This window comes from Bartonella sp. AA74HLJMH (assembly GCF_042197045.1).
Taxonomy (GTDB): Bacteria; Pseudomonadota; Alphaproteobacteria; order Rhizobiales; family Rhizobiaceae; genus Bartonella.
In genome coordinates this window covers 1-24,345 of record NZ_JBHIRJ010000018.1, presented here as the reverse complement: position 1 = coordinate 24,345, position 24,345 = coordinate 1, and the positions used below count along the sequence as shown (strand labels likewise).

At 34.6% G+C, this 24,345-nt stretch carries 25 protein-coding genes; 5 read left to right on the top strand and 20 right to left on the bottom strand.

Annotated elements, in window-relative coordinates:
* Nucleotides 1-342: 342 nt before the first annotated feature.
* Both repC and ACFINH_RS07850 read right to left on the bottom strand, forming a co-directional pair.
* A complete protein-coding gene (gene repC / locus ACFINH_RS07855) occupies nucleotides 343-1,680 on the bottom strand; it encodes a replication initiation protein RepC (protein WP_375632578.1) in 1,338 nt (445 codons plus the stop codon).
* Between the two features lie 309 nt (nucleotides 1,681-1,989).
* The gene (locus ACFINH_RS07850) at nucleotides 1,990-2,430 is read right to left on the bottom strand and encodes a hypothetical protein (RefSeq protein WP_375621853.1); all 441 of its coding nucleotides are present in this window, start codon (nucleotides 2,428-2,430) and stop codon (nucleotides 1,990-1,992) included.
* A gap of 151 nt (nucleotides 2,431-2,581) precedes the next feature.
* Here ACFINH_RS07850 and ACFINH_RS07845 point away from each other — a divergent pair, with 151 nt between their 5' ends.
* Complete coding sequence (locus ACFINH_RS07845) at nucleotides 2,582-3,166, top strand: hypothetical protein (protein WP_375632577.1); 585 nt, start codon at nucleotides 2,582-2,584, stop codon at nucleotides 3,164-3,166.
* Between the two features lie 458 nt (nucleotides 3,167-3,624).
* Complete coding sequence (locus ACFINH_RS07840) at nucleotides 3,625-3,789, top strand: hypothetical protein (protein ID WP_273788557.1); 165 nt, start codon at nucleotides 3,625-3,627, stop codon at nucleotides 3,787-3,789.
* A gap of 89 nt (nucleotides 3,790-3,878) precedes the next feature.
* Here the strand turns inward: ACFINH_RS07840 and trbL are convergent, their stop codons facing one another.
* The 18 genes from trbL to ACFINH_RS07750 form a co-directional block, all read right to left on the bottom strand.
* Nucleotides 3,879-5,363 carry a P-type conjugative transfer protein TrbL gene (trbL, locus tag ACFINH_RS07835; RefSeq protein WP_375632576.1) on the bottom strand — a complete coding sequence of 495 codons (1,485 nt, stop codon included), beginning with the start codon at nucleotides 5,361-5,363 and terminating at the stop codon, nucleotides 3,879-3,881.
* A 17-nt stretch (nucleotides 5,364-5,380) separates the two neighbouring features.
* Entirely contained in the window at nucleotides 5,381-6,121 is a 741-nt protein-coding gene (gene trbJ, locus ACFINH_RS07830; protein ID WP_375621671.1) for a P-type conjugative transfer protein TrbJ, read from the bottom strand.
* Entirely contained in the window at nucleotides 6,096-8,600 is a 2,505-nt protein-coding gene (locus ACFINH_RS07825) for a transporter (protein WP_375632575.1), read from the bottom strand. Before ACFINH_RS07825 ends, trbJ begins: the two co-directional genes overlap by 26 nt.
* Entirely contained in the window at nucleotides 8,600-8,905 is a 306-nt protein-coding gene (trbD, locus tag ACFINH_RS07820; protein ID WP_208438669.1) for a conjugal transfer protein TrbD, read from the bottom strand. Before trbD ends, ACFINH_RS07825 begins: the two co-directional genes overlap by 1 nt.
* Nucleotides 8,905-9,303, bottom strand: a complete 399-nt coding sequence (locus ACFINH_RS07815) for a TrbC/VirB2 family protein (RefSeq protein WP_208438668.1) — start codon at nucleotides 9,301-9,303, stop codon at nucleotides 8,905-8,907. Before ACFINH_RS07815 ends, trbD begins: the two co-directional genes overlap by 1 nt.
* A gap of 11 nt (nucleotides 9,304-9,314) precedes the next feature.
* On the bottom strand, nucleotides 9,315-10,289 hold the full coding sequence (gene trbB, locus ACFINH_RS07810; protein WP_375621673.1) for a P-type conjugative transfer ATPase TrbB: 975 nt from the start codon (nucleotides 10,287-10,289) through the stop codon (nucleotides 9,315-9,317).
* Between the two features lie 181 nt (nucleotides 10,290-10,470).
* Complete coding sequence (locus ACFINH_RS07805) at nucleotides 10,471-10,929, bottom strand: hypothetical protein (RefSeq protein WP_375621674.1); 459 nt, start codon at nucleotides 10,927-10,929, stop codon at nucleotides 10,471-10,473.
* A gap of 82 nt (nucleotides 10,930-11,011) precedes the next feature.
* Nucleotides 11,012-11,317, bottom strand: coding sequence for a hypothetical protein (locus ACFINH_RS07800; RefSeq protein ID WP_375621675.1), 306 nt, complete (start codon nucleotides 11,315-11,317; stop codon nucleotides 11,012-11,014).
* 82 nt (nucleotides 11,318-11,399) lie between these two features.
* Nucleotides 11,400-13,868, bottom strand: coding sequence for a zincin-like metallopeptidase domain-containing protein (locus tag ACFINH_RS07795; RefSeq protein ID WP_375632574.1), 2,469 nt, complete (start codon nucleotides 13,866-13,868; stop codon nucleotides 11,400-11,402).
* Nucleotides 13,858-14,079, bottom strand: coding sequence for a conjugal transfer protein TraD (locus ACFINH_RS07790; RefSeq protein ID WP_208438664.1), 222 nt, complete (start codon nucleotides 14,077-14,079; stop codon nucleotides 13,858-13,860). Before ACFINH_RS07790 ends, ACFINH_RS07795 begins: the two co-directional genes overlap by 11 nt.
* A gap of 10 nt (nucleotides 14,080-14,089) precedes the next feature.
* Nucleotides 14,090-14,608, bottom strand: coding sequence for a conjugative transfer signal peptidase TraF (gene traF, locus ACFINH_RS07785; protein ID WP_375621677.1), 519 nt, complete (start codon nucleotides 14,606-14,608; stop codon nucleotides 14,090-14,092).
* Nucleotides 14,605-16,539, bottom strand: coding sequence for a type IV secretory system conjugative DNA transfer family protein (locus ACFINH_RS07780; protein WP_375621678.1), 1,935 nt, complete (start codon nucleotides 16,537-16,539; stop codon nucleotides 14,605-14,607). The genes traF and ACFINH_RS07780 overlap by 4 nt, the downstream gene beginning before the upstream one ends.
* Before the next feature lie 155 nt (nucleotides 16,540-16,694).
* Nucleotides 16,695-17,993, bottom strand: coding sequence for a TrbI/VirB10 family protein (locus tag ACFINH_RS07775; RefSeq protein WP_375621679.1), 1,299 nt, complete (start codon nucleotides 17,991-17,993; stop codon nucleotides 16,695-16,697).
* Entirely contained in the window at nucleotides 17,990-18,451 is a 462-nt protein-coding gene (locus ACFINH_RS07770; protein ID WP_273788575.1) for a hypothetical protein, read from the bottom strand. Before ACFINH_RS07770 ends, ACFINH_RS07775 begins: the two co-directional genes overlap by 4 nt.
* 1 nt (nucleotide 18,452) lies before the next feature.
* Complete coding sequence (trbG, locus tag ACFINH_RS07765) at nucleotides 18,453-19,334, bottom strand: P-type conjugative transfer protein TrbG (RefSeq protein WP_375621681.1); 882 nt, start codon at nucleotides 19,332-19,334, stop codon at nucleotides 18,453-18,455.
* A gap of 34 nt (nucleotides 19,335-19,368) precedes the next feature.
* Entirely contained in the window at nucleotides 19,369-20,046 is a 678-nt protein-coding gene (locus tag ACFINH_RS07760; protein WP_273788573.1) for a VirB8/TrbF family protein, read from the bottom strand.
* Nucleotides 20,047-20,205: 159 nt separating this feature from the next.
* On the bottom strand, nucleotides 20,206-22,089 hold the full coding sequence (gene traI, locus ACFINH_RS07755; RefSeq protein ID WP_375632573.1) for a TraI/MobA(P) family conjugative relaxase: 1,884 nt from the start codon (nucleotides 22,087-22,089) through the stop codon (nucleotides 20,206-20,208).
* Nucleotides 22,086-22,415 carry a plasmid mobilization protein gene (locus tag ACFINH_RS07750; RefSeq protein WP_273788571.1) on the bottom strand — a complete coding sequence of 110 codons (330 nt, stop codon included), beginning with the start codon at nucleotides 22,413-22,415 and terminating at the stop codon, nucleotides 22,086-22,088. The genes traI and ACFINH_RS07750 overlap by 4 nt, the downstream gene beginning before the upstream one ends.
* Nucleotides 22,416-22,651: 236 nt before the next feature.
* Between ACFINH_RS07750 and ACFINH_RS07745 the strand changes: the two genes are divergently transcribed.
* From ACFINH_RS07745 to ACFINH_RS07735, 3 genes are read left to right on the top strand one after another with little or no spacing between them, the layout of a single operon-like run.
* Complete coding sequence (locus ACFINH_RS07745) at nucleotides 22,652-22,966, top strand: TraK family protein (protein WP_375621683.1); 315 nt, start codon at nucleotides 22,652-22,654, stop codon at nucleotides 22,964-22,966.
* The gene (locus ACFINH_RS07740) at nucleotides 22,963-23,688 is read left to right on the top strand and encodes a conjugal transfer protein TraL (protein ID WP_375621684.1); all 726 of its coding nucleotides are present in this window, start codon (nucleotides 22,963-22,965) and stop codon (nucleotides 23,686-23,688) included. Before ACFINH_RS07745 ends, ACFINH_RS07740 begins: the two co-directional genes overlap by 4 nt.
* A 1-nt stretch (nucleotide 23,689) precedes the next feature.
* Nucleotides 23,690-24,160 (top strand): hypothetical protein, encoded by a 471-nt coding sequence (locus tag ACFINH_RS07735; protein ID WP_375621685.1) that lies wholly within the window; start codon nucleotides 23,690-23,692, stop codon nucleotides 24,158-24,160.
* The last annotated feature ends 185 nt before the right edge of the window (nucleotides 24,161-24,345 follow it).

The following is a 24,345-nucleotide window of genomic DNA, read 5'->3' as shown; positions in this document are numbered from 1 at the left end:
AACGCGGGTCTGATGTCATGATTTTGGTGAGCGTTCCGGAGAGTTTGAGAGGCGGATAGCCTCTCATTAAAAAATAAGGATTAACTGAAAATATTTAATATTTTTAATGTTTCTTTTAAAAGTATAAAAAACTAATAAAATAATTGCTAAATAAAAATATCTTGTATATATCTTTTTTGGGAGAGAGAGGTCATAACAAACTATCCCCGCTAGGATAAGTTGATCATTTTATCTCTTTCTCCTTTTTCAAAATCAAAAATTTTTACTATTTTCGACCTCCGTTACGCCTTTAAAAAATAACGATAAATAATTAAAATATTTATTTCGTATATAAATTATTATTTATGTAAACTTTGGCATTTTTAGATTATTTAACGTTTTATTGAGTTCAAACTCAAACAAAGAGCTTTTTTCTTCGTTTAGCTTTATTTTCTGATTTTTTTCTAAGTTTAAACTATTTATTTCTTCTTGATCAGCTTGTTTCAATAAAGCAAATAAAGAACGCTCTAGATACAATTCTCCCTTTTTTTCTTTATCAATCATGCCGCGGAGATATCCCCCTGGTGATTTTACAAGTCCTCTAGCATATTTTTCAAAAATGATGGCAATGGCTAGAGCTGTTTTTTTAAGCCCCATGATTTTTGTAGCTTGTTCAGCGGCATGTTCTGAAACTTTAATCATTCTGTACATAGGATACATAGAACGTATCAAATCGCTTTCTGTTTGGAGACTATATTCAGAAAACAAGACGGCATTTGGTAAAGCCTTTTCTAGTATCTCCGGCTTAATTTGAGGCAATGTACTACCTTTTGAGGGAAGTGATGTTTCGGTCTTGCCTTTCTCTATATTTTCATAAGTCATTTTATCGTGACCGGAGGTCACATTAATGGTTTGAGTGTGTTCAGATGATTCTGAACACTCATTTTTGTTACAATTACAATTATAGTTAGGGGTTGTATTATGTAATTGCATAACATTTTTGTTATTTGTGCATAACATTTTTGTAAAAAATAAACGATCTAGGAGCCAATTAAAAAGCTTAATAGCTTTTTCCAATTTAAAGGTAGACGCTTTAAAAGGGGACCCAAGAACAGATTTAATCTTATTAATACGATTTAAAAACATTGAAGCAATAGATGTAAATTTTATCTCTTCAATACGAAGCTGCAATCGACGACAAACACCACAAAAGGTCCTAACAACCATATCGTGATGTTTCTTTTCTTCTTTAATCGTTAAAATAGAGTGCTGAAGTTCAGGGTAACGCGCGATTAAAATGCTAAGGTCAATACCACAAGCAATTGGTACGTGATTAGCAGAATTAAAACTATAGCGTTTATAATTACCAGAATCCCGCATCACAATAAGACCTTTATCAAAAAGGCGTGAAAGTAATCTACTTACATGAACAGACGTACAACCAATTTCTAGACCAATTTGATGGTTGCTTTTAAAAACTAGTGGAATTTTACCTTTTTCAAAATGCGAAACGGGTACAGTATTCAAAAGTTTGGTTAATAAATGGACTTCCGTTCCTTTGATAAGACCAATTATAGGTAATTCTTGTACAAGAAAAATAAGTTGGCTTCTACTAATGTGTCCAATATCAGTATTATCAGCAATTTTTATATATTCCCAGTGCTTTGAAGTTAATTTTCTACCAGATGTTTTCTTAACCATAATTTTTAAAACCTCTCTATTGGAGGCAAAAAAATGCTAAAAATATCCCTTTTCTACAAAATTTCTCTTGCAGAATGCTTCACGATAAATTAAATTAGGAATTACTTTGTAGATTTAATTCTTTTGAATTTAATTTAATTTACCGTATATGTGGTACGGGTATTTTAGAAACCCTTCTGTTAACGCAGTTGGGTTTTTATTTTTTTGCCATTATATTTCCCTCTATTTGAAACGACTCATAGATTTACATAATGAGTCAAGATGAAACTATATTCAAAAGAAAAATATTTTCAATATAGTAAAGGAAAATTAAGTCCCCATTTTCCCATTCTCTAATTCAACATTTTTTGTAAAAACAACTTTCCTATCTTTAAAAACAAGACTTGGATTAATAAAATACCAAGCTCTATGATTTTGTTTAGCAATAATACCAGCTTTTTCTAATTCAGCTACACCACGAAAAAAGGTTGTTGGTGATAATGCTAACTTACTTTCTTGAGCTTCAAGAAATGTTTTTAAAATAGCCTTATCTAAAATGACAGTATTAGTGCGAATTAATCTGTTTTGAAGTATCCAAGCCAAAACTAAAAAAACTTTTATTCCTGCTGCTTTTAAATCAAAAATTAGCGCCACATTGACAAGAATCTGCTCTTCTGGATCCTTAATAGAAACCACAATATCATTAATGAAAGGACTCTGATCGTGCCTAACGGTTTGCTTTCTTTGTTTATCTGATATACTAACTGTCATTTATGGTAATACAATTGCCATATTAAAATAATAAATCGAATCTCCAATAAGGATAATTTACATTCGCTCAAGTGTCAATATGACTTTTATTTTTGCGAAGAAAAACTTTCTTAAGTCGTAACAGGTGATAAAAAATCAACGGACGATCAAAATGGATAAAATAAACTTGCGAAAGCAAAAATATTCCCCGTATGAAAATCCTTTTCTTAAAAATTCTGAAATATTTGCTGATAATAAAATTGTTAAAACGTGCATTATACAACAAAAGTTTGTCAATTCTGACACTGATAAAATAGACGTTGTACCTATAATTCACGTCACAGAAAAAACAAATAAAGAAAATTTTATAGAAATATTTGCTGATGGCATTCAAGCTATTTTTAATTTATCTCGTACAGGACATCGTGCTTTGGTAATAGTTTTAGAAGAATATCAATCTAATAAATCAACAAACGAAGACCCCAGCAGCGTTACCTTAATTTGGTTTGATGGGGGTATAAATGGAAAAAAGCGCGATATGGTCGACAGAACTTTTCACAACGGTTTAAGAGAACTTATACAAAAAGGAATTTTGAAACCAAAATTGCCTAATCAATACTGGGTGAATCCTATTTTGTTATTCAAAGAAGAAAAAGTTGCTTTTATGAAAGAATATCAAATAGAATCATCTTCTACCAAACCGGATATTTCATCCGTTGAACATCAAACAGATCTCGAAGATTTTATAACAAAATAACTTGTGTCATTTATTGTACTGTGTATATTATGGAGCATCTTGATTTAAGCGCGTGAGGGGAAAATAATGTCAAAATCACAAATAAGCAAAGAGGCGCTCGTCCTTTTGCTTTTATGGCTTCGTGGTCCTTTAAGATTGATACTAAGCCTTATAGTGATAATGGGGTTTATAGGATTGCTTACAATTCCTATTATTATATTATCAATAGGTTGGTCAAAAGCACTAATAAACATTACAATTTGTTCGTTTATATTAGGTTTTGGCTCTTTCCTTCTAATTTTTTATTATGATAAACTTATAAGATATTTACAATAAACTGTTCACATATTTTTCCATTAACAATACTAATAAAAAAACAAAAGATCACGATAATTAAATCTGTATTCCAATACAATAGATAATCATCTCATACCTTAGTTTGATGATATTAATACATATAATTTTTAAAGAGGGAAAAAATGAAAAAAATTATTTTAATATGCTTAGCTCTATTGACTATAGGATTGAATATTACAGGTTGTGGTAAAAGTGAAGAGGAAAAACGTAGAGCCCAACAAGAAGAACAAGCTAAAAAGTTTTTTGAAACAAAATCGCCAGATACAGATCGTGGACATGCATATTAAATAAATACCCCCCGACAATAAAATGTGAGTTATCAATCTCTAACTAAAGAAGCTACTATCTATTTCTCAAAAAGAAAACCATAGCTTCTTTAGTTCTTATCTATTGCAGATCCTGCTCCAGAAATTGTATTTTCAATAGTATTACTTATTCCAGCTTCACTAGATTGAGGTTTATTATCACTAGAAAATTGGATATCATTATATTCTGGTGGTGTAGGTGGAGTATTAAGACTAAGGTTTTTTGCATCTTCCATTCCTGGAACACAAAAAGAAGCCATATGCCCAACACCTTTTAAAGTCATATCGGCAACATCTCTCATTTTTGGAAGAACTGAATTAGATTGATCTGAAGAAGATGATTTAGATTGATCTGAAGTAGCCGATTTAGATTGAGGTTTACTAGTGCTAGTGGAACGGCTTTCCCCTCCTGCTACACGTGGATTTGCGCCCGATGTAGGTTTATTCCCACTATCTTTAAAAGAGTTTCCAGTCATTTTAGAAGCGTTTACACTACTTCCTGTTCCACCAGCAGCAGATGCTCCACCAGCAGCGGATGCTCCACCAGCAGCGGATGCTCCACCAGCAGCAGATGCTCCACCAGCAGCAGATGCTCCACCAGCAGCAGCTGGTGCTGCTGCCCCACCAGTTGCTGCTACAGCAGCTATGCTCGCAGCTGCTCCTATAGCAGCGCCAGCCATTGCTCCAATAGTTGCACCACTCCCACCACTTGTTCCAGAAATTAAACCAGCAATAATTTCCGGAATAGTCTTTGTTAAATACGCACACAATAAACTAAGTCCCAGCAATGTCCAATTTGACGCCGCAGAATAAACATATGCTTCTTTCCATACCCCCATAGAATCAACAATCAAAGTCGCTAAGAGTGTAAGTACGAATAATTTTGCACCAACAGAGACAGCGTAGCGAAATGTTGTTATACTTATCTCTCGTGTCCATTGGGTCGCCCCAAACCCCATAAATATAACAGATGCATTGATTACGATATATGATTCAACAAGTGTAACAGCTAGTAAAACAGCGATATAGCAGAAGCATAAAAAAACAATAATAGACTGAACAGCAATCAACACAGAAGTGATCGGATTCCAAGTGCTCACATTTGCCATAGCTTCCATAATATTAGAAGCTTCACCCAAAACATCTGCAGGAAAAAGACTCCTAGATCTTCCGCTTGCATGAGCTGCTACTGTACGAAAACTCTCAACAATAGCTGTCCCCCATTCTTGAGAATATTCTAAAAGAGCTGCAAAAAAGCCTATAACAAGAATGAATTTCACTAACTCCCCAACTAAATCAGCAATATCAGATTGCTTAAACAAAAAAGGAATAAAGCTAAAAATAAATTGAATAATAGCCAATAACCAAAAAAGACGAAAACCATAATAATGTAGTTTTGAATGCCATTGATGAGATTGATGTTCTATCAAATCCAATAAACCAGTAAATGTTTTAGTTTTGTCTAATCCATCTGCAAAAGAAATATCTGTAAAAAACAAATACCCTAGCACAATCAAAAAAAATATTAAAATAGCGCTTTTTTTGTTTTTTAACACTTGGTAATTTTCCATTTTTAATATGCATGTCCACGATCTGTATCTGGCGATTTTGTTTCAAAAAACTTTTCAACATCGGCATCATATTTGGCTTTACGCTCCACTTCATTGGCAGTGTAGTTTGCTTGTAAAGTGGTATTATTAGCAACAAGATCACGAAGTAGCTGCAACTGTTTCACTTGTTGTGCGGCAATTTCATTTCCAGCTTGAATAGCTTGCATACGCCCTTCTGCGCTTGCTGAACGATCAACAAGTTTTTGCATAAGTTTGTCTTCATCATCAAAACTGCTAGTGTTAATCCCTGCGGCTTCAATAGCAATACGGGAATTAGAAAGACCAGTTTCTGCCCACTTTCTATAATCTTTTTTTGGATTTACCTTTCCAGAATTTTTTAAGTAATTTTCATAACCAGGAAACATTTGTTCAAATCTGCTATTTAGATTTCCCATACTATAAGAAATGCTCTGGCCGTCTTGATAAACTTGTTTCAATTTTTGTAAAGTGTTCTGCAAACCATCAAATTGTGGACTCGAAAATGAAAGTCCCTGTTTTATCATATCTTTATATTGTTGAAGCTGCGTTTGAAGTTGTTTAGCTGTGTTGATTTGTGTATTAACAGCTTCAACATATTGGCTCATTTGGTTCCAAACAGTTGCACAATTTGCACAAAAAAAAGCAGAAGCGTTTGTTGAATAAACCATGGAACAAAACGTACTAAACAAAAAAAGAAATTTAAATTTTTTCAAGATATTTTTCATAATTAATTCCCCTCATTTCAAGCCATTTTAAAGACCAGTTTTTTGAATTTTCATTGATAAGATTTTTAACTACAGCGAGATCTTCTTTGCTAGAAATCGCTACAAAAGAAAGAGCAATATCACCTAATCCTAATTCAAAAAGACGGCGTCCAAGAATAGATTTATAATAATATTGTCTTTTCTTTTTTGCTGTTTTGATAATTTGAATTTCTTTATCATTCAAACCAATCATTCTATATAGATCAACTGCTCCCGGCGCTCCCTCAGCACCTTTTGTTTCTGCTTCTTCGTTGGGTAACAAAATCTTGGTAGGACATTGTTCCAACAAAACATCAAGAATACCAGAACGAACTGCATCAGACAGGCTTTGTGTTGCCATGATTACGAGGCAATTCTTTTTTCTTAGTTCTTTTAACCATTCACGAATTTTCTCACGAAAAACAGGATGGCCAAGCATAATCCATGCTTCGTCAAGTGAAAGAATAGATGGTTGTCCTTTCAAGCTTCTTTCAAAACGTCTAAACAGATATAACAAAACAGGTAAACCATTTTTATCACCTAGCTTCATGAGTTCATCAATTTCATAGACAATAAAATCATTATGATCTTCAAACTCTTCTTGACCATCTAACAAATGTCCCATAGCACCAGAAATCGTATAATGTGCAAGTGCATTACGGATTTCTTGGTTCTGAATCGAAGTAACAAAATTACTGAGTGAACGCATGTTTTTAGGTGTTTGACTCATCTGCTTCATTGCACGATGAATTTCCATTTTTTGCTGAGGAGACGGTGTTTGACCCGTCTGTAATTCATAGCAAATAGCAATCCATTCTTGCGCCCAGAGATTATCGGCTTCTGTATCAATGTCTGCAAGAGGCATAAGAGCACCGACAGCGCTATCACTATCACCAATATCATAATGACGTCCATTTATAGCATAACACAATGTATATAATGAACGACCTTTATCAAAAGCAGTAATATTAGCAGGGAAATGCTTACCATCTTTATCTGTTGCTCTTGACCAATATCTACGCGCTTGCGCTAATAAAAACGCTAAAAGTGTTGATTTACCAGCTCCAGTTGGACCAAATACAAGTGTGTGACCAACATCATCAACATGTAAATTAATCCGAAATGGCGTTGCACCTGTCGTTACTACTTGAGATAAAGCAGGAGAATTATCAGGATAGAGTGGACAAGGATTAAATTGTAAACCTGGCCATACACTTGAGAGAGGTAACATATCAGCAAGATTTTGAGTATTAATTAACGGACGTCTAATATTTGGATAAGTTTGACCCGCAATTGTCCCTAACCATGCTTCCATTGTATTGACTGTTTCAATACGAGCGGCAAAACCTCTATGTTCAATTTCGCGTTTAATTAATCTAGCATTTTCTGCTAAGACCTCACGGTCTTCATGCATTAAAACAATTGTTGGTGAATAATAACCATAAGCAACAAGACCTGAACGAGCTTCGTTCATTGCTGTTTCAGCTTGTTGTGCCATCAACAAAGCATCAGTATTAATAGTTCCTTTATTAGTTTTAAAAACCTGCGAAAAAAATCCCCTCACTTTTTGTTGCCATTTCAATCTATATTTATTTAATGCGGCAACAGCTTCATGCTGGTCCATAAATATAAAACGACTTGACCATCTATAATGTAAAGGAAAACCATCAAGAATATCTAATATTCCAGGATAACTAGCCGATGGAAAACCATCAATTGAAATACATGTAATAAATTTATCTCCGAGACGTGGAGTATCTCCTGGCCACAAGTCAGTATAACCTAGCCACGAATCCAAATACATAGGACAATCTGGTATTCGAAGAGCAACCGCTTTGCCATTAATAGCATAATGTAAATAATTGACAAGCTGGTCGCTTTCATAAGTCTCATCACCATTCCTAATAGTGACCGCTTTCATTCGCTGCATTTTAAGAAGATCACCAAGCCCAACATAAAAATCCTCTATTTTCTTTTTAAAATCGTCAAGTAAACGTTCAGCAGGAGTAGTTGATTCAACGGTATCGTCTTCATAAACAATTTCCCCCAACTTTGACGATTTTCGTGTAGGCGGTAGATACTGCATTAATAAAGCGTATTCTGTTTCGTAGTGCGTATCACTTCGCTGAAAATAAAAACGTCTTTCTGCATCAATCAATGCTGTAATGGGATCAGGAAAATGAGACAATTCAGGATCTGAATAACTTGGTGACTCTAAGCGTATAGCATCCACCCATATCGCCCATCCCGAATGAAATCGAGAGAGATATGTGTTAACCAAACCTGTTATATAATTTCTTTCTGCATCCGTTGCTGACATGGGGTCATCTCCACGGATAAAAAAGCCGGCCAATAAAGAACCATCTTTTCCCAAAATAATGCCGTCATCAATTAAAGCTGCAAAATTTAAAAGATCAGGAAGTCCAGCAAGCGTAGAGCGAAAATGTTTTAACTTAAACATTAATAAGGCCTTGTTGATTTTGCAACACGAAATGGTCGTGAAAACGGAGCGTAATAACTACGATATCTCAATTGACGAATATAAATTCGAGACAAGATAGGATCAAATTTGGCCATTCTACGTAAAACGTAAAGACAAACAACCCAGATACAAATACCAATAGTTGCTGCTACAATGTTCATTGCTGAAACAATAAGAATTCCAGTTAAAAGCATTGATAGCAGCATTAATTCACGTTCTCCTCCCATAATTTGTTGAGGTCTGTGAAGAGAACGGAACAATTGTGTATATTGTTTGCCTCCCATTAAAGTCCTCCAACCACAACGTTAGCAGGAACAACAGCACCAGAAAAGAGAGCGCCTGTAAGAAGAGTGTTTGCAAAAACAATCACACTGATAACCAAAACAAGATAAATAATACGCTTTACAAACTCGCTAACTTCACCACCAAAAATCAGTGTAGCTCCACCAGCAACAAGCCCCAATAAAGAAACCACGAAAGCAACAGGACCAGAAACAGATTTTTTTAACTTCTCAAGAGGTGCTTCCCATGGAAGAGATGCTCCACCACCAGATGTTGCATCAGAAGCATATGCAATATCTCCCAAGATAAGATAGAGAAAGACTGCCGCCCCTATAATAAGAAAAAACAACACAATGTGATTATATAAATTACTTCTTGTTTGTGTTAAAGATAGTTGCATATTTTGCTCCTTTAATGAATGATTTTTGTTATGTACTTGTTGAGTGCGAGGTCGTACTCACAAACTTCAATAATTTCTTTGACTTTGCGACCTGAGGAGGTTTTTTCAATACTCAAAACTACATCAATTGTTTCCGCTATCAGTGATTGCATGGAAGCAATGGTTACTTCTGATATTAATTGTTGGATTCTTGTTAATCCTGCTGTTGCATCATTGGCGTGAACAGTTGCTATTCCACCTGGATGTCCAGTATTCCAGCTTTTTAACAAAGCTAAAGCTGCGCCATCTCTTACTTCGCCAACAATAATGCGATCTGGTGCCATACGCATAGTCACCTTTAACAACCGCGTCATATCAATATATTCCACAGCTCGAAATGTTACAGTATTAGGTGCAGCGCATTGAAGTTCAGCTGTATCTTCAATGATTACAAAGCGCTCTTCAGGAAATGTATCTGTCATTTCCTTTAAGATTGCATTCGTTAAGGTAGTTTTTCCAGTTCCTGTTCCACCCACAACAAGAATATTTTTATGATCTTTAACAGCAACATTTAAAAGCGATCTTTGATGTGGAGTAATGATGTTTTTTGCAACATAGTCATCTAAAGTAAAAATTTTCGTTGCTTTTTTTCGAATTGTAAATGTTGGGGCGGAAACGATAGGTGGAATTACCGCTTCAAAGCGGCTTCCATTCATTGGTAATTCGCATTCAAGAATAGGATTTTCTTTGGTAATTTGCGTTCCAAGAGCTGTAGCTACTGTTCCCATAGCGGCTTCTGCCCTATGCGCATCCACCATGCCGACAGCTTTTTTAGGTTCTCCCAAATGTTCAACCCATAATGTACCATCAGGATTTAACATAATTTCTATGACTGTAGGATCATCTAGGTAACCCCATATCTGCGGTCCAAATTCAAAACGCAGCTTCTCAATGAGACGTCTATTTTGCTCTGAACTTCGTCCACCTTTAAATGCTGTAACAGCCATTCTCCCATCCCCGCTTTTAAGAATATACCCCGTTCACTCTAGATAATGAGAAGAATGTAAAACTTAAAGCTTTTTAAAATAATGTCGGCATAATAATTTAAAGATTAAATTTGAACAACAAAAATATCTATCGTAATAGCAAAAATCCACATTCCTGTTACTTAAATTCTATGGTTTTTTATTAAAGAGAATGACCTTTATCGCGCGCAAGATCTATACCTATAGCTTTAGCTTGCATTTTTTCATAAAGTTTTCGCATCACCTTCATATTGTCCCTCCGCACATCAATGATTGATTTCTCAACTGATGTTAAACGCGCTTTGTCCAGATTTCCTAGTCGTGTATAATGAGACGCCATTGCTTTTCGCGCTTCATCATAAGGCAATCCTCCTTTACGATGCTTTGGTAGACTATGTCCTCTATTTATCGCATCATATTTCTCAGAATTAGAAACCAATTTTATGTGATCTTTAACAACATCTATTTCAGTTAATGCTGTTTCAAGGCTACTGGCCATAGCTTTACTATTAGCATACCGAAGCAAATCATCCTTTATAAGATCACTCTCCGTATCAAGAAGCGATGATAAATCCCCACTTTTTCCAACATTACGAATATGATCACATAGATTACTTCGCACATTGTGTAATTTTTGAGATACTAATGTTTTTTCAAGATCTTGTACTAGTATACTTTGTTGTAAAAAAAGCTCTTCTAATTTATTAGAAATGATGACCTCCTATTACAACACCTTTATCTAACCAGTCCGGGCCATATTTTTCATCAGCACTTTTGGTAGAAAATCCCATATCACGTATAAATTGCGCTCCACGTTGATGTCTAAGAAGTAAAAGTGCATGTGCTGGATATTCAGCCATCGCTAACCATTCCCAAGTTGCTTTGTTATCATTCGCCTTGGAAGCTGCTTCTGCTTCAACCATATAGATACTGTTTTGAGAAAGACCACCTGCTCGTAATTCCTCGCGTTCAGCATCAGTCATATAACTTTTTGGTAATTTATTTTCCATGAAAACCTCCTTATCTTAGTGTATGTTTACATATTAATTTAAAGGCTAGATCTGAGCAATAAAAAACAAATCCTCTACCTAACTAAAACTCACTTTCAATTTCGCGCTTTTTTCTTTCTCTATATGAAGCTGCGTTGGGATTTTGAGAAAGTTTTTGTTCTCTATCCTGCAAAATATGAGATCTTACACGAGAAATCATAGCTTTATCACTTGAATTAATATTACGACCATTGAGGGTAGTTGCTCTTTGGCGAAGTTGATTAGCAGCTTCACGCTCTTCATAAACATATTGATCATCAAGTGCTGTTGTTGGGTCATCAATAGCAAATTGGTCCTGCATATTTGCAAGTGTTTGGAGTCGCTCGGACATCACTCTTGCTTCTATTTCGGCAATTTTCATTTTAGATGTAAAATCGCTTCTGGCTTTATCACTACCATGTATTCTTTTGTAATCGTCCCAATCAGAAAATTTGTTCTCTTCTTTCTGAAATTCCGGATAAACTACTCCTCCTCCAACATCTGCTGCCGCATTATAAGCAGCGGTAATTCCAACATTGGTTCCTTTTTTTCCATTAGAAAGTAATTTTTCTTGCGAAGCATGATCATTATCCGCAACAAACAAAATCACGCGATCTGGATATTTATCACGCATTACTCTACCTACATTTTTTAAATTTCCAGAGTCAAAAGCCGCTACAACTGGCATATGAGTCATTTGTGCTACAGAAAAAGCTGTTGCATATCCTTCCGCAATAAGGATAGGATTTTCTAAATCATTATTAAGGGCGGATATTCCTACATTATTAGAACCTACAATCGTAAAACACTCATGTTTTTTCCCATCTTTCATAAAAGATTTAAAAGTAGGATTAACCGTCTGAAGGGTACTTAAATTATTATTTTTATCCCATATTGGAATAATTAAATCACCTGCCAAAAATGTGCGGATATTAGGATTGCTTTTTTTTATTATTTTTGCTTCCTCAACTGACTTTGCAACTCTCACCCCTTGTTTTTTAATGTCCTCTGGAAAATCATCTGGAACCTCTCTTAAATCACTCGTCTGATTTATACCTTTAAGCTTACAATATGCATTATCTGGAGTTGCTATTTTACTAGCCTCCCATATTTGTGATGAAAGTGTCGCTGCATTATTTTGTTTTTCTGCAATCTCTTTTCTTAAAATTTCTTGTCGCTCTTTAGCTTCTATGGCTAATCTTTTTTTTTCTTCTAAAGATAAAGGCGCCGCAGACTTTTCAGGTTTCCAATAAATTTTGTCACCAGTGCGAAAATTTTGAATATAGCCACCATCCAATGAGGAATAACCAATATAAGCCCCACTCTTTTGAGTTTTTTTATCATTTTCAACGGAAACTCTATGCAATTTTCCATCCATAAGTGGATTCTCAACAATTAAACCAGCAGAACGAAGCGCCTCCTTGAACTGTTGTTCTATCGGCAAAGTTGTGTTTGGTTCTGCATCTCCATGAGAAAACCTAGCAAAACCTTTTTCAATTAAATTTGTACCAGCAGGAACATACCAAGATTTTGCATCTTTATCCCACTTAGCTCCAGTGGCTTTTGCCTCTTCTTTTTGTGAATAAGGAACATTCAAAAAAATCTTTTCTGTATTAGCTAGTTCACGATCAGTGTTTATCGATATAAATGACTCTTTCTCAGCCTCAACAACTTTGACTGTTTCTAATCCTATTATGAAATTTTTGATTTTTTCTGCTTCAAAAGCCGCTCTAAAAATTTCTTTTGGATCATTCTGCATAGCTTCAATCCATGAAGAAACATAGGAAGCGTTATGACTTGGATCATAACCTATATTCAATTCCTCTCCAATCATAAAGGAGGCAATAGTTGTTCGAAGCTTTTCTTTGGCATATCCAGAAGACCCAACAGGATACATCATGTCACGATTAAGTCTTGAAAAATGTCCAGTCCAATGTCCAAGTTCATGTAATGCTGTAGCATAAAAATAATCACTTGAATCAAATTGAGATTGTTTTGGTAAAAAAAGAGTATCATTATCACCACCACGATAGAAAGCATGATTTCTATCATCAATATCAATTTTTGCGCCTGATGCGGTTAAAAGTGCTTTTGCTCGTGCATGTCTTACCTCTTCCGATAAAATAGGACGTGGTTCCAATGGAGGTAATCCATCAATTTGTTCACCATTAAAAACTTTTGCTAAAAAAATACGGGGGTAAGAAAGTTTTTCAAACTTCTCATGTTTTTTTCCATCATCATCATAAAAAGAGACCTTTTCATTCTGTTTCCAATAAATAATATCCGTACTTTTCATACCTTTTTTAATTCTACAGTCCATTTCATTTGCCTGCTGATATGTAAGCCAACGTGGATCAGTATATTTTTGGCTTGCAAGCCAAAGATTATTAATACCATTATAATTTTTACCTGTTTGTGGATTATAAGGAGATCTCACACATCCGGGAGGTAATGGTTGCTGCCATGGTGCTGCTCCTTGTTGAAGCAGTTTAATAAAATGATCTGTTACTGTTTTTGCATAATCAAAACTCATCACTCCCCCCTATATCATTAAAATTATCAATTTCAGATGGATCTGTAATACACGACGAATCCCAAGCGTCTTCTTCTGAAAGGGCTGTTTCTAAAAAAACTCCATAGCTTTCTGCTTCTTCTGAATCCAACTCAACTTGTATTCCGGGTATAAAAACATCATTTAAAACTGTAGAAATTACATGACATACTTGTATTCGCGCTTTTTTCATTATTAAAATCTCAATTCTTAAAAGTTAAAATGGGTTTAGCAGCACCGATAATATTCATAATCGAAACAGCTCCAAAATAACGACTATCAAAACTTACAGGATCAAAACTTGAAACAAACCAAGCATATCCTTCTTCAACAAGGTATTTTCCATTTGGCATACTTGATATCCCCCCTCTTCTTTGGCTATTTTTCAATAAATGACCATTAACACTGATACCTTTTTCAGTTATGTTAATCACATCACCAGAAAGAGCTACTAATGGTTTCAAAAAAGGAACAGACCCGCTAGGACAAGCTCCAGATTGAAGATATCCTTTTTCAATAAACATCTTAACGATAGGTACATCTGGAGGACAAACCTCCATAAGCTCCCCCCTTCGTACTTCTTTTTGAAAATAATTAACTTTCCAAAGACCTACAGGCGCCGAATGCGAATAATTAATTCTGAACCCTTGGGAAACGGCAAATAGAACAAAACATGCAAGCGTAATAGTACATAAAGTAAGAATGGCCATAGCTTTTTTCATGAGAGAACAAAGCCTTTCTTATCTTCTTTGCTTTTATTTCTCTCATGCAAACGATCTGTAGCAGGAGGAGAAATTTTTGACCTTTCTGAAAAAACTGGATCTAAAAAATAAAGAATTTGTGTTCCTCTAATGACGCTATTTCCAGCTACAAAAATAAGCATTTCCCCAGGTTCAACAATATTCCCAGAATTATCTTTTTTTGCTCCAGGCAGGCGCATGATTTCATCGGGCGTCATCAATGGGCGGCGTGTTTCTTCATAAGACGTTGAAACCTGTTCAAGTGCCATACCAAAACGTTTTCCAGAAGTGGAAATCTTTTCGCGAACAACCGTCGTCTCTCCCGCCATTTTACTCATCCATTCGGCTGTTTCGACTTTATTAGGAGCGTAAGCAATACGAATATGACAATTTGAAATAATACTTTCATTTGTAGTGTAAGCTTTGTAGAGCTGTTGCACATCTTGAGTGATGATATAAGCTTTAAGCCCGTACCCAGCAATGTAGGCAAGAGCCTTTTCAAAAATTTCCAATTTTCCCAAAGTTGGAAATTCATCAAGCATTAAAAGCAAACGATGTTTGTGATTGGTTTTGGATCTTCCATCATCAAATTCCATGCGATCTGAAAGAGAAAGAACCATTTGGGTCAATAGCAATCGTGCTAATGGTCTCATTCTATCTAAATTACGCGGCGTTGTAATGAAATACAGTGAGACGGGATCTTCTGTATCCATCAAATCACTAATATAAAAATCACAATATTTTGTGTTTTCACCAACAATAGGATCACGATAAAGAGACAGAGCATTATTTGCCGTCGAAATAATAGACCCTAACTCGCGTGCTGGTGTTCCAGCCATACGACGACCAACACCGTTGATAACAAGTTTTGCTTCTTTATCTGCATCCTGAAATAGAGGATCATCACTTTTTATATCAAGATTTTCCATTTCATGAAACAAACTAGAAAGCGCTTTTGGATCACCGTCTTCATCAAAATCATCATTATTTTCAATAACAGTAGCAAAATCTCCTACTCCCGTTAACATGTGTGCACAATCTTGCAAACAAGGTATACGTCCAATTTTTTCTGCCTTGTAAAGAGCATGAAGAATGAGACCATTCAAAAGTTCAAAAGCCGCTGATCTAAAATGATCACCAGCAATCCCTTTTCCATCATCATCAATAACCATTAAGGCTATGTTTTGTGCATCCGCTACTTGATAACGTGTTCTGAAACGAATTTCTCCTAATGGATTCCATGAACATCCAACTTTTGGTTCTGCTGGATCAAATCTTAGGATCTTATTCCCTGCATACTTTTTCCGCCATCCAGAAGTCATGGCATAATTTTCACCTTTTGTATCAAGAACAAAAAGACTGTGTGGCCAACTCAAAAGAGTAGGTACTACTAAACCAACACCTTTACCAGAACGTGTAGGCGCTAAAGCTGCTATATGCTCTGGTCCATCATGACGCAAATAATGCAACATTCCTGTTTTTGGATCAGCAAATGCTCCACAATATACACCCTCTCCTTTCTTTTTATGTGGTATAAGCCCCATTTCTTGAATTTCATCAAAATTTGCAAAATGCGCTGTTCCATGTAAATCATCGGTACTTTTGTTACTCCTTGAAGAAAAACCAGCCCAAAGAGTAAAACCAACAAATCCAATCAAAAGACCAGCACAAAAGAGAACAAATATTACATTACACTGACTAGGAGCATAATCATAAAATTTAAAGACCCAAGAAAACCAAGAAAAGGGCGAATACACTCCTTTAAAATTAGAACCAAGAGAAACACTATAATGAAAAGTATGTGCTAAATATTGTGTACAAAATTGATTAAGGAGAATAAAATATACAATGAATAAAAAGATAAATATCAATCGAGATTTTCTTTTGGGTGTATGTGTAGATTGATTTCCCAATTTTCCCCCCTTATCCATATTTAATTTAATATTTGAATATGATCAATTAAAATGCTTATGGTTTCTTTACACAAAATTGTTTTTTCAATCTAAAATAAGTAGCATGAGAATTTCCCAAAAATCTCTACTAAGAATTAAAGCTGTTTTTTTTAAAATTAATAAGGACGTGCCGCCATTGGATGACCTTTCCAAGCAGGTAAAATAATATCTTTTGTTACCATGACATTGAAATTATAACCAGGACGAATAATTATTGTTGGCTGAATACCTAAATTTTTACGTGTCATTTCAATACCGACTTCGCCCCATTGTCTACCAAGCTCTGCCGCTAACGTTTCTTTTGCTGTCTCTGTTTTACTATCATCATTACCTGTCTTATGTGTTTTTTGAGACAATTGTGAAGCTCCCGAAATGACAGAAAGTAAAAAAGCATTACCAAAAATTTTTAAATAATGATTATGAACCTTATCCTTAAATCCAGCATAACCAGACTGATCTGTCCCCGGCATATTCCCAAGAGATAAAGAAGAACCATCAGGATAAATAACTCTCGACCAAGCAATAAGCGCTCTTTTTTGACCAGTAGATACACGACTATCATATGTTCCTATCAGCCTCGACCCCATAGGAATTAAAACATTTTGACCAGTAGCGGAATCGTAGACACTTTCTCTTACTTGAGCTATAATTTGTCCAGGCAAATCACTATTAATACCACTTATCATAACACTAGGAATAATGGTTCCAGCCTTAATCTCAAGACTTGCCTTGATAGCTTCTTGACGCGTATTTTTTAAATAAACAGCTGCTTCTGGAGATTGAGATAAAAAAGCAATTTTTTGTGATTGCATATTAGGATCATGTCCTCCATCACCATTGTACAACGATGAATTAGCGGATAATCCAGATCGACCAAATAAATTTTCAAGAGTTGCTTTTTGCGGATCTGTATCTTGAACTTGAGACTGATTTTGCATCTTTGAATTAATTGTAAAAGAAACCATAGGATCAGAATCTAAAGCAGCCTCCATTTTAGCAAAACGCCTCTCTACAATATGTGTTAATAATCTCTTTTGTGTTTCATCTTCTTCATCTACAGTTTCATCGAGCGGCTTTTGTTCTGGATCTTTTGTTAGCAACTTCTTAGTTTCAATTGGTTTGGTTGACTGTGCTGGTAAGATCTCTGGTAATTTTGCTTGAACATAATCATCACCCTCTGGACGAATTGGCAACGGTGTTTCATCCACAAATAATTTTTTTTTGTTTTCTAAGACAACATTATTAGATTGCTGTCGCAACATAAAAGTATATGTAATACCAAGCAGAGCAAAAAAAATGATACCTATAGCACCTATAAAAGGTATATTGTTTAACCGCCGTACACCTCGTCCTTTGGGTTTTACAGAAAAAAAATCAGGAGATTCAGAAGGACTACTTTTTTGATCGTTTTTCACCCTTTACCCCCATCATCTACACGAGCAATAAAAGGAGCGGCCGGTACAATATTTCCAGTTTTTAAACGAACATAATGACGCGTTATTTCAGTTAAACCATATTGTGCCACCAATACTATACCTTGATCCAAGGGCATCACTTTGTAGGTTAAATTTATACCCGTGTTTTTATGTTTTTCTGGTTGATCTGTATAAATTACACCGTAGCCATTCCTTTGTAGAAGACTAACCAATAAAGATGTAAACTTATCTTCTGTATCATTTGTTTTTACAATAAATGTTGTAGTTGCAGGCGGCAAAGGATCTCTAAGATAGCGAACAAAATCACTAGTAATTAAATTTGCGTCATTCTCCGTAATATTTTGATCAACATAATTAACCAACAAAGGTGAATGGCGACTTATAGACGTGCAACCAACTGTCAAAGCAAGAGGTAACAGCAATAAATATTTTAACATTTTAACGCCCCCTAATAATTGTTACTCTCTGCTGAGAACTTCCTACACCAGAAATCATAGCTACTTTGCTAATAACGGCATCAACAACATATCTATTTCCAATAATGCGATAGTTTATTAATCTTTCACTAGGCTTTTTTAAGAAGCCACCATCATCACCAACAGCAATTAAAGCAGGCGCCATTCCTCTAATTCCATCACTAGGTAATTCAATGTAAGTTTTAAACCCATCTGTATAAACCCGTCTCGGATACCATTTAATTCTTCGATCACTAATCGTAATACGAAAGTTAAAATCAAGATCAGCTAAGTTTTGACCTGTTGCTAATGTATTACGGCTTTTATCTGTAGCCGCTTTATACGCAGACCAATCTTGATCTGTATCATCAGGATAAATAAAAGAAAGAACAGGAATTGAAGAATTTTGCGTACTAGCAAGTTTGATCATATAAGTACGGCGATCCGTCGTAATAAAGAGATTTGTTGTTAAACCAGCATCTACAGGCTTTACAACAACATAAGTTGTTTCTGCGGCTCCTACACCACTTACCGTGGGACTAATTTTCCATCTTACAGTATCACCAGCATGGAGAGAATTTATAGTCTCTCCCGATTGTAACTGTATCGTGCAAACCTCTAATGGTGTACACACCAATGTAGGCAAAGTAGCTCCATAAAGATATCTAACACTGCCGTCACCAGAATATATAGGTCTTTTGGGATTATTCTTCCATTGATTTGCTAATCTAATTCCCCATGCTTCCTTATCAGTAAGATGTATTTTTTGAGGAGAAACAAAATTAATGTTGTGTGATACATCTGTCGCCAGAGCTTTTGATGTTACAAAAATCACTGTACTTATAAAAATAAATTTCTTAAACATAAAATTCCCGCTTTACGCTTTACTATGATTGTTCTTAAAGTCTTGGCGTCCATGCAAATTGTTTAACATATAATCCAATAGGATTTAGCATCATTTGCTTTTCAGTTTTTGGTATTGCTAAAATAATTGTAGCGGTAGCTTGCCAAAGTTTACTATCAATAATAGCTCCGGATCGTGCTCTTTTCTTTTCAGTCCATTCAATTTGCCAAGTATCATTAGAAACAGGAACAATTGCATTAACTTGAATTTCTACTGTCTCCATTGAAGCACGTGAATAAGGATCATTTTGTTTATGATATTCAACAAGCATAGCATATGCTGGTGATTGAGGTAAGGTCATTGAGTATGTCTGGTTTATGAGATCTTCTTCTGCTCTCATATCAACATAAACAGTACGTGCCCCAATCAGCCAATTACGTAATGCCGCCCGAATATGGGTTGCGTTTGGTTTAGAAGCAACATTTGCCTTTGATAAATGCGTTACCTCACCGACCGAATTGGTTTGCACTATATAAGGAACAATAGTTTCTTCATTTGCTTTCCAAATGAATGCTCCTACTGACATTGCAGTAATAATAATCATTCCAAAAGTTGCTAAACGCCAATTATTAGCGGATTTAATATAATCCCCATACCTTTCCATCCATTCTCTACGCGCTATAATATAGGGATTAGAGGGTTTGTCTTTTATAGAATCTTTGCTTGCTTTCACAGTCCCCCCTTAATTATAAAGTTAAACAGCTCTCTTTAAAGATAAATTAACTTTCTTATGAAACATTTTTCGTTGAATGTGAAGAAAACAATTCCGACTTATCCATAAAATAATTATCTCAAATCAAAAAAAATATATTTTTTAACTGAAAAACATACTTTAAGTCTCTATTTCTTTATCTGAAATATTTTTAACACTGTTTTTTGTAATCTTGACTTTTATGCCTTTTTTCCAATACCCAGCTTGAATGAAACCTCTCTTTGTAGTTTCCTTAACAAAAATTTTCTGATTTTCTTCAAAAAGAAGATAATTCTTTTCTCTAATTTTTCTACGCCCTACATAATTAAATACGGATTCTTCACCGTTCCATGCAACATAAGGAAGATTTTCAGTATATTTATTTCGCTCTTCTATCCACTCTTGAAGTGAATTATCAATGTTATCTTTGCTGTGTTGCTTCACTTCATTCTTTAAAGCGTTTAAAACAGGATCATCAAAGACAACATTCATATTGTGAACACCAGCCAATTTAGCAACTTCTTGTTTGAATTCTTCTGTGCCATTTAATACAAGTGGCTGATCTTTAAATTTTTCAACAGCAAGACTTAAAGCAATATACGCTGACCCAGTAGTAAATTTTTGTGCATGAATTTTCTCACCAGCATCAATAATGGTCCCACCATCAATGCTTTTATACAAAATATTTCCATTCTTCAAAAAAGAAGGTTTTAAATTCTTACGTAAAAATTTACCTGTTTTTCCAGCTGTTTTCCCAGTTAACAAATTATTAGATAAAACAACGCGACGCTCATTCATTGAATGCAAAACATCCATAGCATCTTTATCACCAATATTTGCTTGTTGGTGTAACCAATCTAACCAATTTGGAAATCTAGTTTCTGCTAACTTTCTTTTAGCTATCGCTTGCTTTGTTCTTAATTCTTGTTGACGAAATGCTTTTTGTAATTTTAACGTTTTTCGTATTCCCGCACGTAAACTTTTTGGTGTCAGTCTCAATAAAGAACTTTGTTGTTTATACCACATAAACAGTTGATTATAAAAAGCATCCTTTTGCGTACGTAATATTTGATATTTTTCTCGTCTTTCTAAATCGCTTGCATTTTTTTGTTCCTTATATCGAGAATACAAAAGTGTCTTAGTCTTACTGTTTTTTCCACGTAAAACTGGTACATATTGCTTCTGTATAATTGGCTTATAATCTTCATAAGTACCAAGTCTCTTTTCAAGAGCTCGTAAAGACAATGCTCTATTACAACTGCTAGCTTTAACCCATAAATCAAGATCAGAAGCTCCTATGACTAATCCACTCCCTTGTTTTTTTACAACGAGACCATGATCAGCAAAACTCTTATGCAGCGCTAACCAATCTGTATAATTAAGTTCTTTAGATATCCTTCCAACATAAGTTGAAAGAGATTCAACTCCGGTCCTATACTCAAAGTTTTTTATCTTTGGTTGCTTGATATTTTCAATGTCACATTCTAATCCATGTGGTGTCTTGATTAAGTTATATTCTTGTTCAATTGTTTGACAGGTTTTCATAAGTGTACGTTTGTCAAAAAAAGGTTCGTAATTACGAAAATTTTCAGGATTTATTTTGTTGATAGCAATATGAATATGCAGATTTTCTGTATCTTTATGGATAGCTGAAATACGTTGATGATTTTCGTAACCTAGCGCAGCACAAAATTTATCTTCAATTGCGTAGAGTGTTTCTCTCTCTGGAGTTTCTCCAACCGGAAAAGATAAGACCAAATGATATGTTTTATCAGTCTTTGATCTTTTATTTTGATCTTGAGTTTTTAAAATGAATTCTGTTGCCATAACAGGATCATCTGTATGACAATTTGTAACTCTTACTGATGCTACTTTTGCGCTATTTTGTATATTATCATCAATTATGTAATCGGATGTAAGTTTCCAATCTCTTGGTAAACTTCCCCCATCTAAATCCATAATATAACGAGCCAATCGTGCCATATTGGATGTTGATTTTTTTCTTTCAACACGCTTAGCAATCATAGTGCGGATATTTTTTCAAAAATTTGTTTTTGGAGTTCACGAAATGCTACCATCATTTTATCTATATCATTTGGTACTCCACCTTTCCCATTATTTGTAACTAACCATAATTTTAATAAACCAGCTACTCTCCCTAAATCGCCTTGTAGCTTAGTGAGGTCCTTTACCGCCTCATAATCTATATTCGCTTTTACGGGTTCAAGTTGTCCAGTAGTACGCAGGTAAGTAGAAATAGACAAGCCTGTCTGTTTTGCATTTTCTTCTATGCTTTCTTTTTCCTCGAAAGTGCACCAAACACTTAATCTAAATTTTCTTGGTCGTGTCATTTTCCCCCTCTTAAATTGCGGATGCAATCAAACCTCGTAGAGCAAGATACGTTGAGCATTTTATGCGAATAAGTTGGGTAATGTTAGTTGCGTAGCGCTACATTACACATCTTGCCGTTTTCTTAAAGAAAAACTTTTATAAAAATTACCAAAATATCCCTTTAATTGACAGTTCTATTTATTTTTTGTAAAGATTTGAAAAATTTTGTAAAGAATTATAAAAAGTTGGTAAGTTAATGAAAAAAAAAACAGAATGGGGGAAAATGCGAATAGTCTTTCTAGCCAACAAAGATTTAATTTTAAAATCCATTAAAGAAGGGTATTCCCTAAAAGAAATTTTAAGAAAAAATCCAAATTTAAATATTTCATATGACGCCTTAGCATCATATGTGCGAAAATATTTTAAAAAGAATCTTGAGACTACTGCTACATCAGATTTATCAGTAAAAACTCAATCCAAAGAATCTACTTCTGCTAATCCTATTACAACACAACAAAAATCACGTACATTTATACACGATACAAACAAAAAATTAGAGGATATGATATGACAAATATTCACATGACCTTACAAGGTAAAGGAGGAGTAGGAAAATCATTTGTAGCTAGTCTTGTGATGCAATATTTACTAGAAAATAAAATAGACGTGAAAGGTATAGACACTGATCCTGTTAATCAAACTTTTGCTAACTATAAAAATTTTAATGTAAAGCATTTAAAACTTCTCGAGCAAAGCGTAATTATTCCCCGTAATTTTGATACTCTTATGGAAGAATTGCTTCATTCTAATTGTCAATATGTTATTGATAATGGAGCTACAACATTTTTACCTCTAGCCTATTATTTAAAGGAAAATGAAGCTTTTGATCTGTTGGCCGCTGCTAAAAAGAATGTAATTATTCATACAATTATCACTGGTGGACAAGCACTGGCCGATACATTATCTGGATTATTTTCCATATGTACCCAAATTCCAAAAACAGCAAATATCGTCGTTTGGAAAAATGAATTCTTTGGTCCCATTACAGCTAATGGAAAAAACTTTGAAGAAATGAAAGTATTTGAAGAAACTAAAGAAAGAATTTCTGCTATTGTTACAATTCCACAACAAACATCTAGCACTTTTGGGGAGGATATAAAAACAATGCTTGATAAAAAATTAACCTTTAACGAAATTACAAATTCAAACGAATTCAGCATTATGGCCAAAAGCCGCTTAGCACGCGTCAAAAGCATGTTATTTGACCAGATAGCTATTATTCCAGGAATATAAAATGTCCGTTGATATTGATGCCATTCGGCAAAAAATAACTAAAGAATTTAATCAACTTGTTCCACCAAATGATCCAATTCTCATGACTGTTTTTTTATCTGATATAATGCTAGATTCAGCTTTAAAAACACTTCACGAACATCAAAATCAAATGATCAATTACATTTTAACTGCACGTAATGCTATGGTAGAGGAAGAAAAAAAAACAGCTGGAAAATTAATAACTGAAGCAGCCACATATATAAACAAAGAAATCAACCAAGAAATGAGTAAAAACTTGAATTATATTTCTGAACAAATGAAATCATATGAAATCTCGTTATCCAAAGTGTCTGCTATAAAATCAAGTGTAGATGATAATATGGAAAGATTTTTAAAAAAACTCAGAAATTATGGAATATTAATAGGTGCTAGTTTATTAGCAAATATTCTCTGTTTTTTTGCTCTTATAATCCATTATTATATAAATTAATATTTTTTAAATCACTTGAAAAAAGTATAGACTTTTTAAAATTCTTATTCAGTGTTTATATCTCAAAATGGAGCCGCATCTTTATGATACGGCTTTTTTTATACCTAAAAAGCAGGCGCCCCCCGCACCTGCTATTTTATTTACGCAACATCCTCATACTCATCACGAAAATAATCATCATCACT

Bases quoted from the DNA above. Each gene is read 5' to 3' on its own strand.
- repC (WP_375632578.1), bottom strand. From the start codon at position 1,680: ATGGTTAAGAAAACATCTGGTAGAAAATTAACTTCAAAGCACTGGGAA.
- ACFINH_RS07850 (WP_375621853.1), bottom strand. From the start codon at position 2,430: ATGACAGTTAGTATATCAGATAAACAAAGAAAGCAAACCGTTAGGCAC.
- ACFINH_RS07845 (WP_375632577.1), top strand. From the start codon at position 2,582: ATGGATAAAATAAACTTGCGAAAGCAAAAATATTCCCCGTATGAAAAT.
- ACFINH_RS07840 (WP_273788557.1), top strand. From the start codon at position 3,625: ATGAAAAAAATTATTTTAATATGCTTAGCTCTATTGACTATAGGATTG.
- trbJ (WP_375621671.1), bottom strand. From the start codon at position 6,121: ATGAAAAATATCTTGAAAAAATTTAAATTTCTTTTTTTGTTTAGTACG.
- ACFINH_RS07825 (WP_375632575.1), bottom strand. From the start codon at position 8,600: ATGTTTAAGTTAAAACATTTTCGCTCTACGCTTGCTGGACTTCCTGAT.
- trbD (WP_208438669.1), bottom strand. From the start codon at position 8,905: ATGGGAGGCAAACAATATACACAATTGTTCCGTTCTCTTCACAGACCT.
- ACFINH_RS07815 (WP_208438668.1), bottom strand. From the start codon at position 9,303: ATGCAACTATCTTTAACACAAACAAGAAGTAATTTATATAATCACATT.
- trbB (WP_375621673.1), bottom strand. From the start codon at position 10,289: ATGGCTGTTACAGCATTTAAAGGTGGACGAAGTTCAGAGCAAAATAGA.
- ACFINH_RS07800 (WP_375621675.1), bottom strand. From the start codon at position 11,317: ATGGAAAATAAATTACCAAAAAGTTATATGACTGATGCTGAACGCGAG.
- ACFINH_RS07795 (WP_375632574.1), bottom strand. From the start codon at position 13,868: ATGAGTTTTGATTATGCAAAAACAGTAACAGATCATTTTATTAAACTG.
- ACFINH_RS07790 (WP_208438664.1), bottom strand. From the start codon at position 14,079: ATGAAAAAAGCGCGAATACAAGTATGTCATGTAATTTCTACAGTTTTA.
- traF (WP_375621677.1), bottom strand. From the start codon at position 14,608: ATGAAAAAAGCTATGGCCATTCTTACTTTATGTACTATTACGCTTGCA.
- ACFINH_RS07770 (WP_273788575.1), bottom strand. From the start codon at position 18,451: ATGTTAAAATATTTATTGCTGTTACCTCTTGCTTTGACAGTTGGTTGC.
- trbG (WP_375621681.1), bottom strand. From the start codon at position 19,334: ATGTTTAAGAAATTTATTTTTATAAGTACAGTGATTTTTGTAACATCA.
- traI (WP_375632573.1), bottom strand. From the start codon at position 22,089: ATGATTGCTAAGCGTGTTGAAAGAAAAAAATCAACATCCAATATGGCA.
- ACFINH_RS07750 (WP_273788571.1), bottom strand. From the start codon at position 22,415: ATGACACGACCAAGAAAATTTAGATTAAGTGTTTGGTGCACTTTCGAG.
- ACFINH_RS07745 (WP_375621683.1), top strand. From the start codon at position 22,652: ATGAAAAAAAAAACAGAATGGGGGAAAATGCGAATAGTCTTTCTAGCC.
- ACFINH_RS07740 (WP_375621684.1), top strand. From the start codon at position 22,963: ATGACAAATATTCACATGACCTTACAAGGTAAAGGAGGAGTAGGAAAA.
- ACFINH_RS07735 (WP_375621685.1), top strand. From the start codon at position 23,690: ATGTCCGTTGATATTGATGCCATTCGGCAAAAAATAACTAAAGAATTT.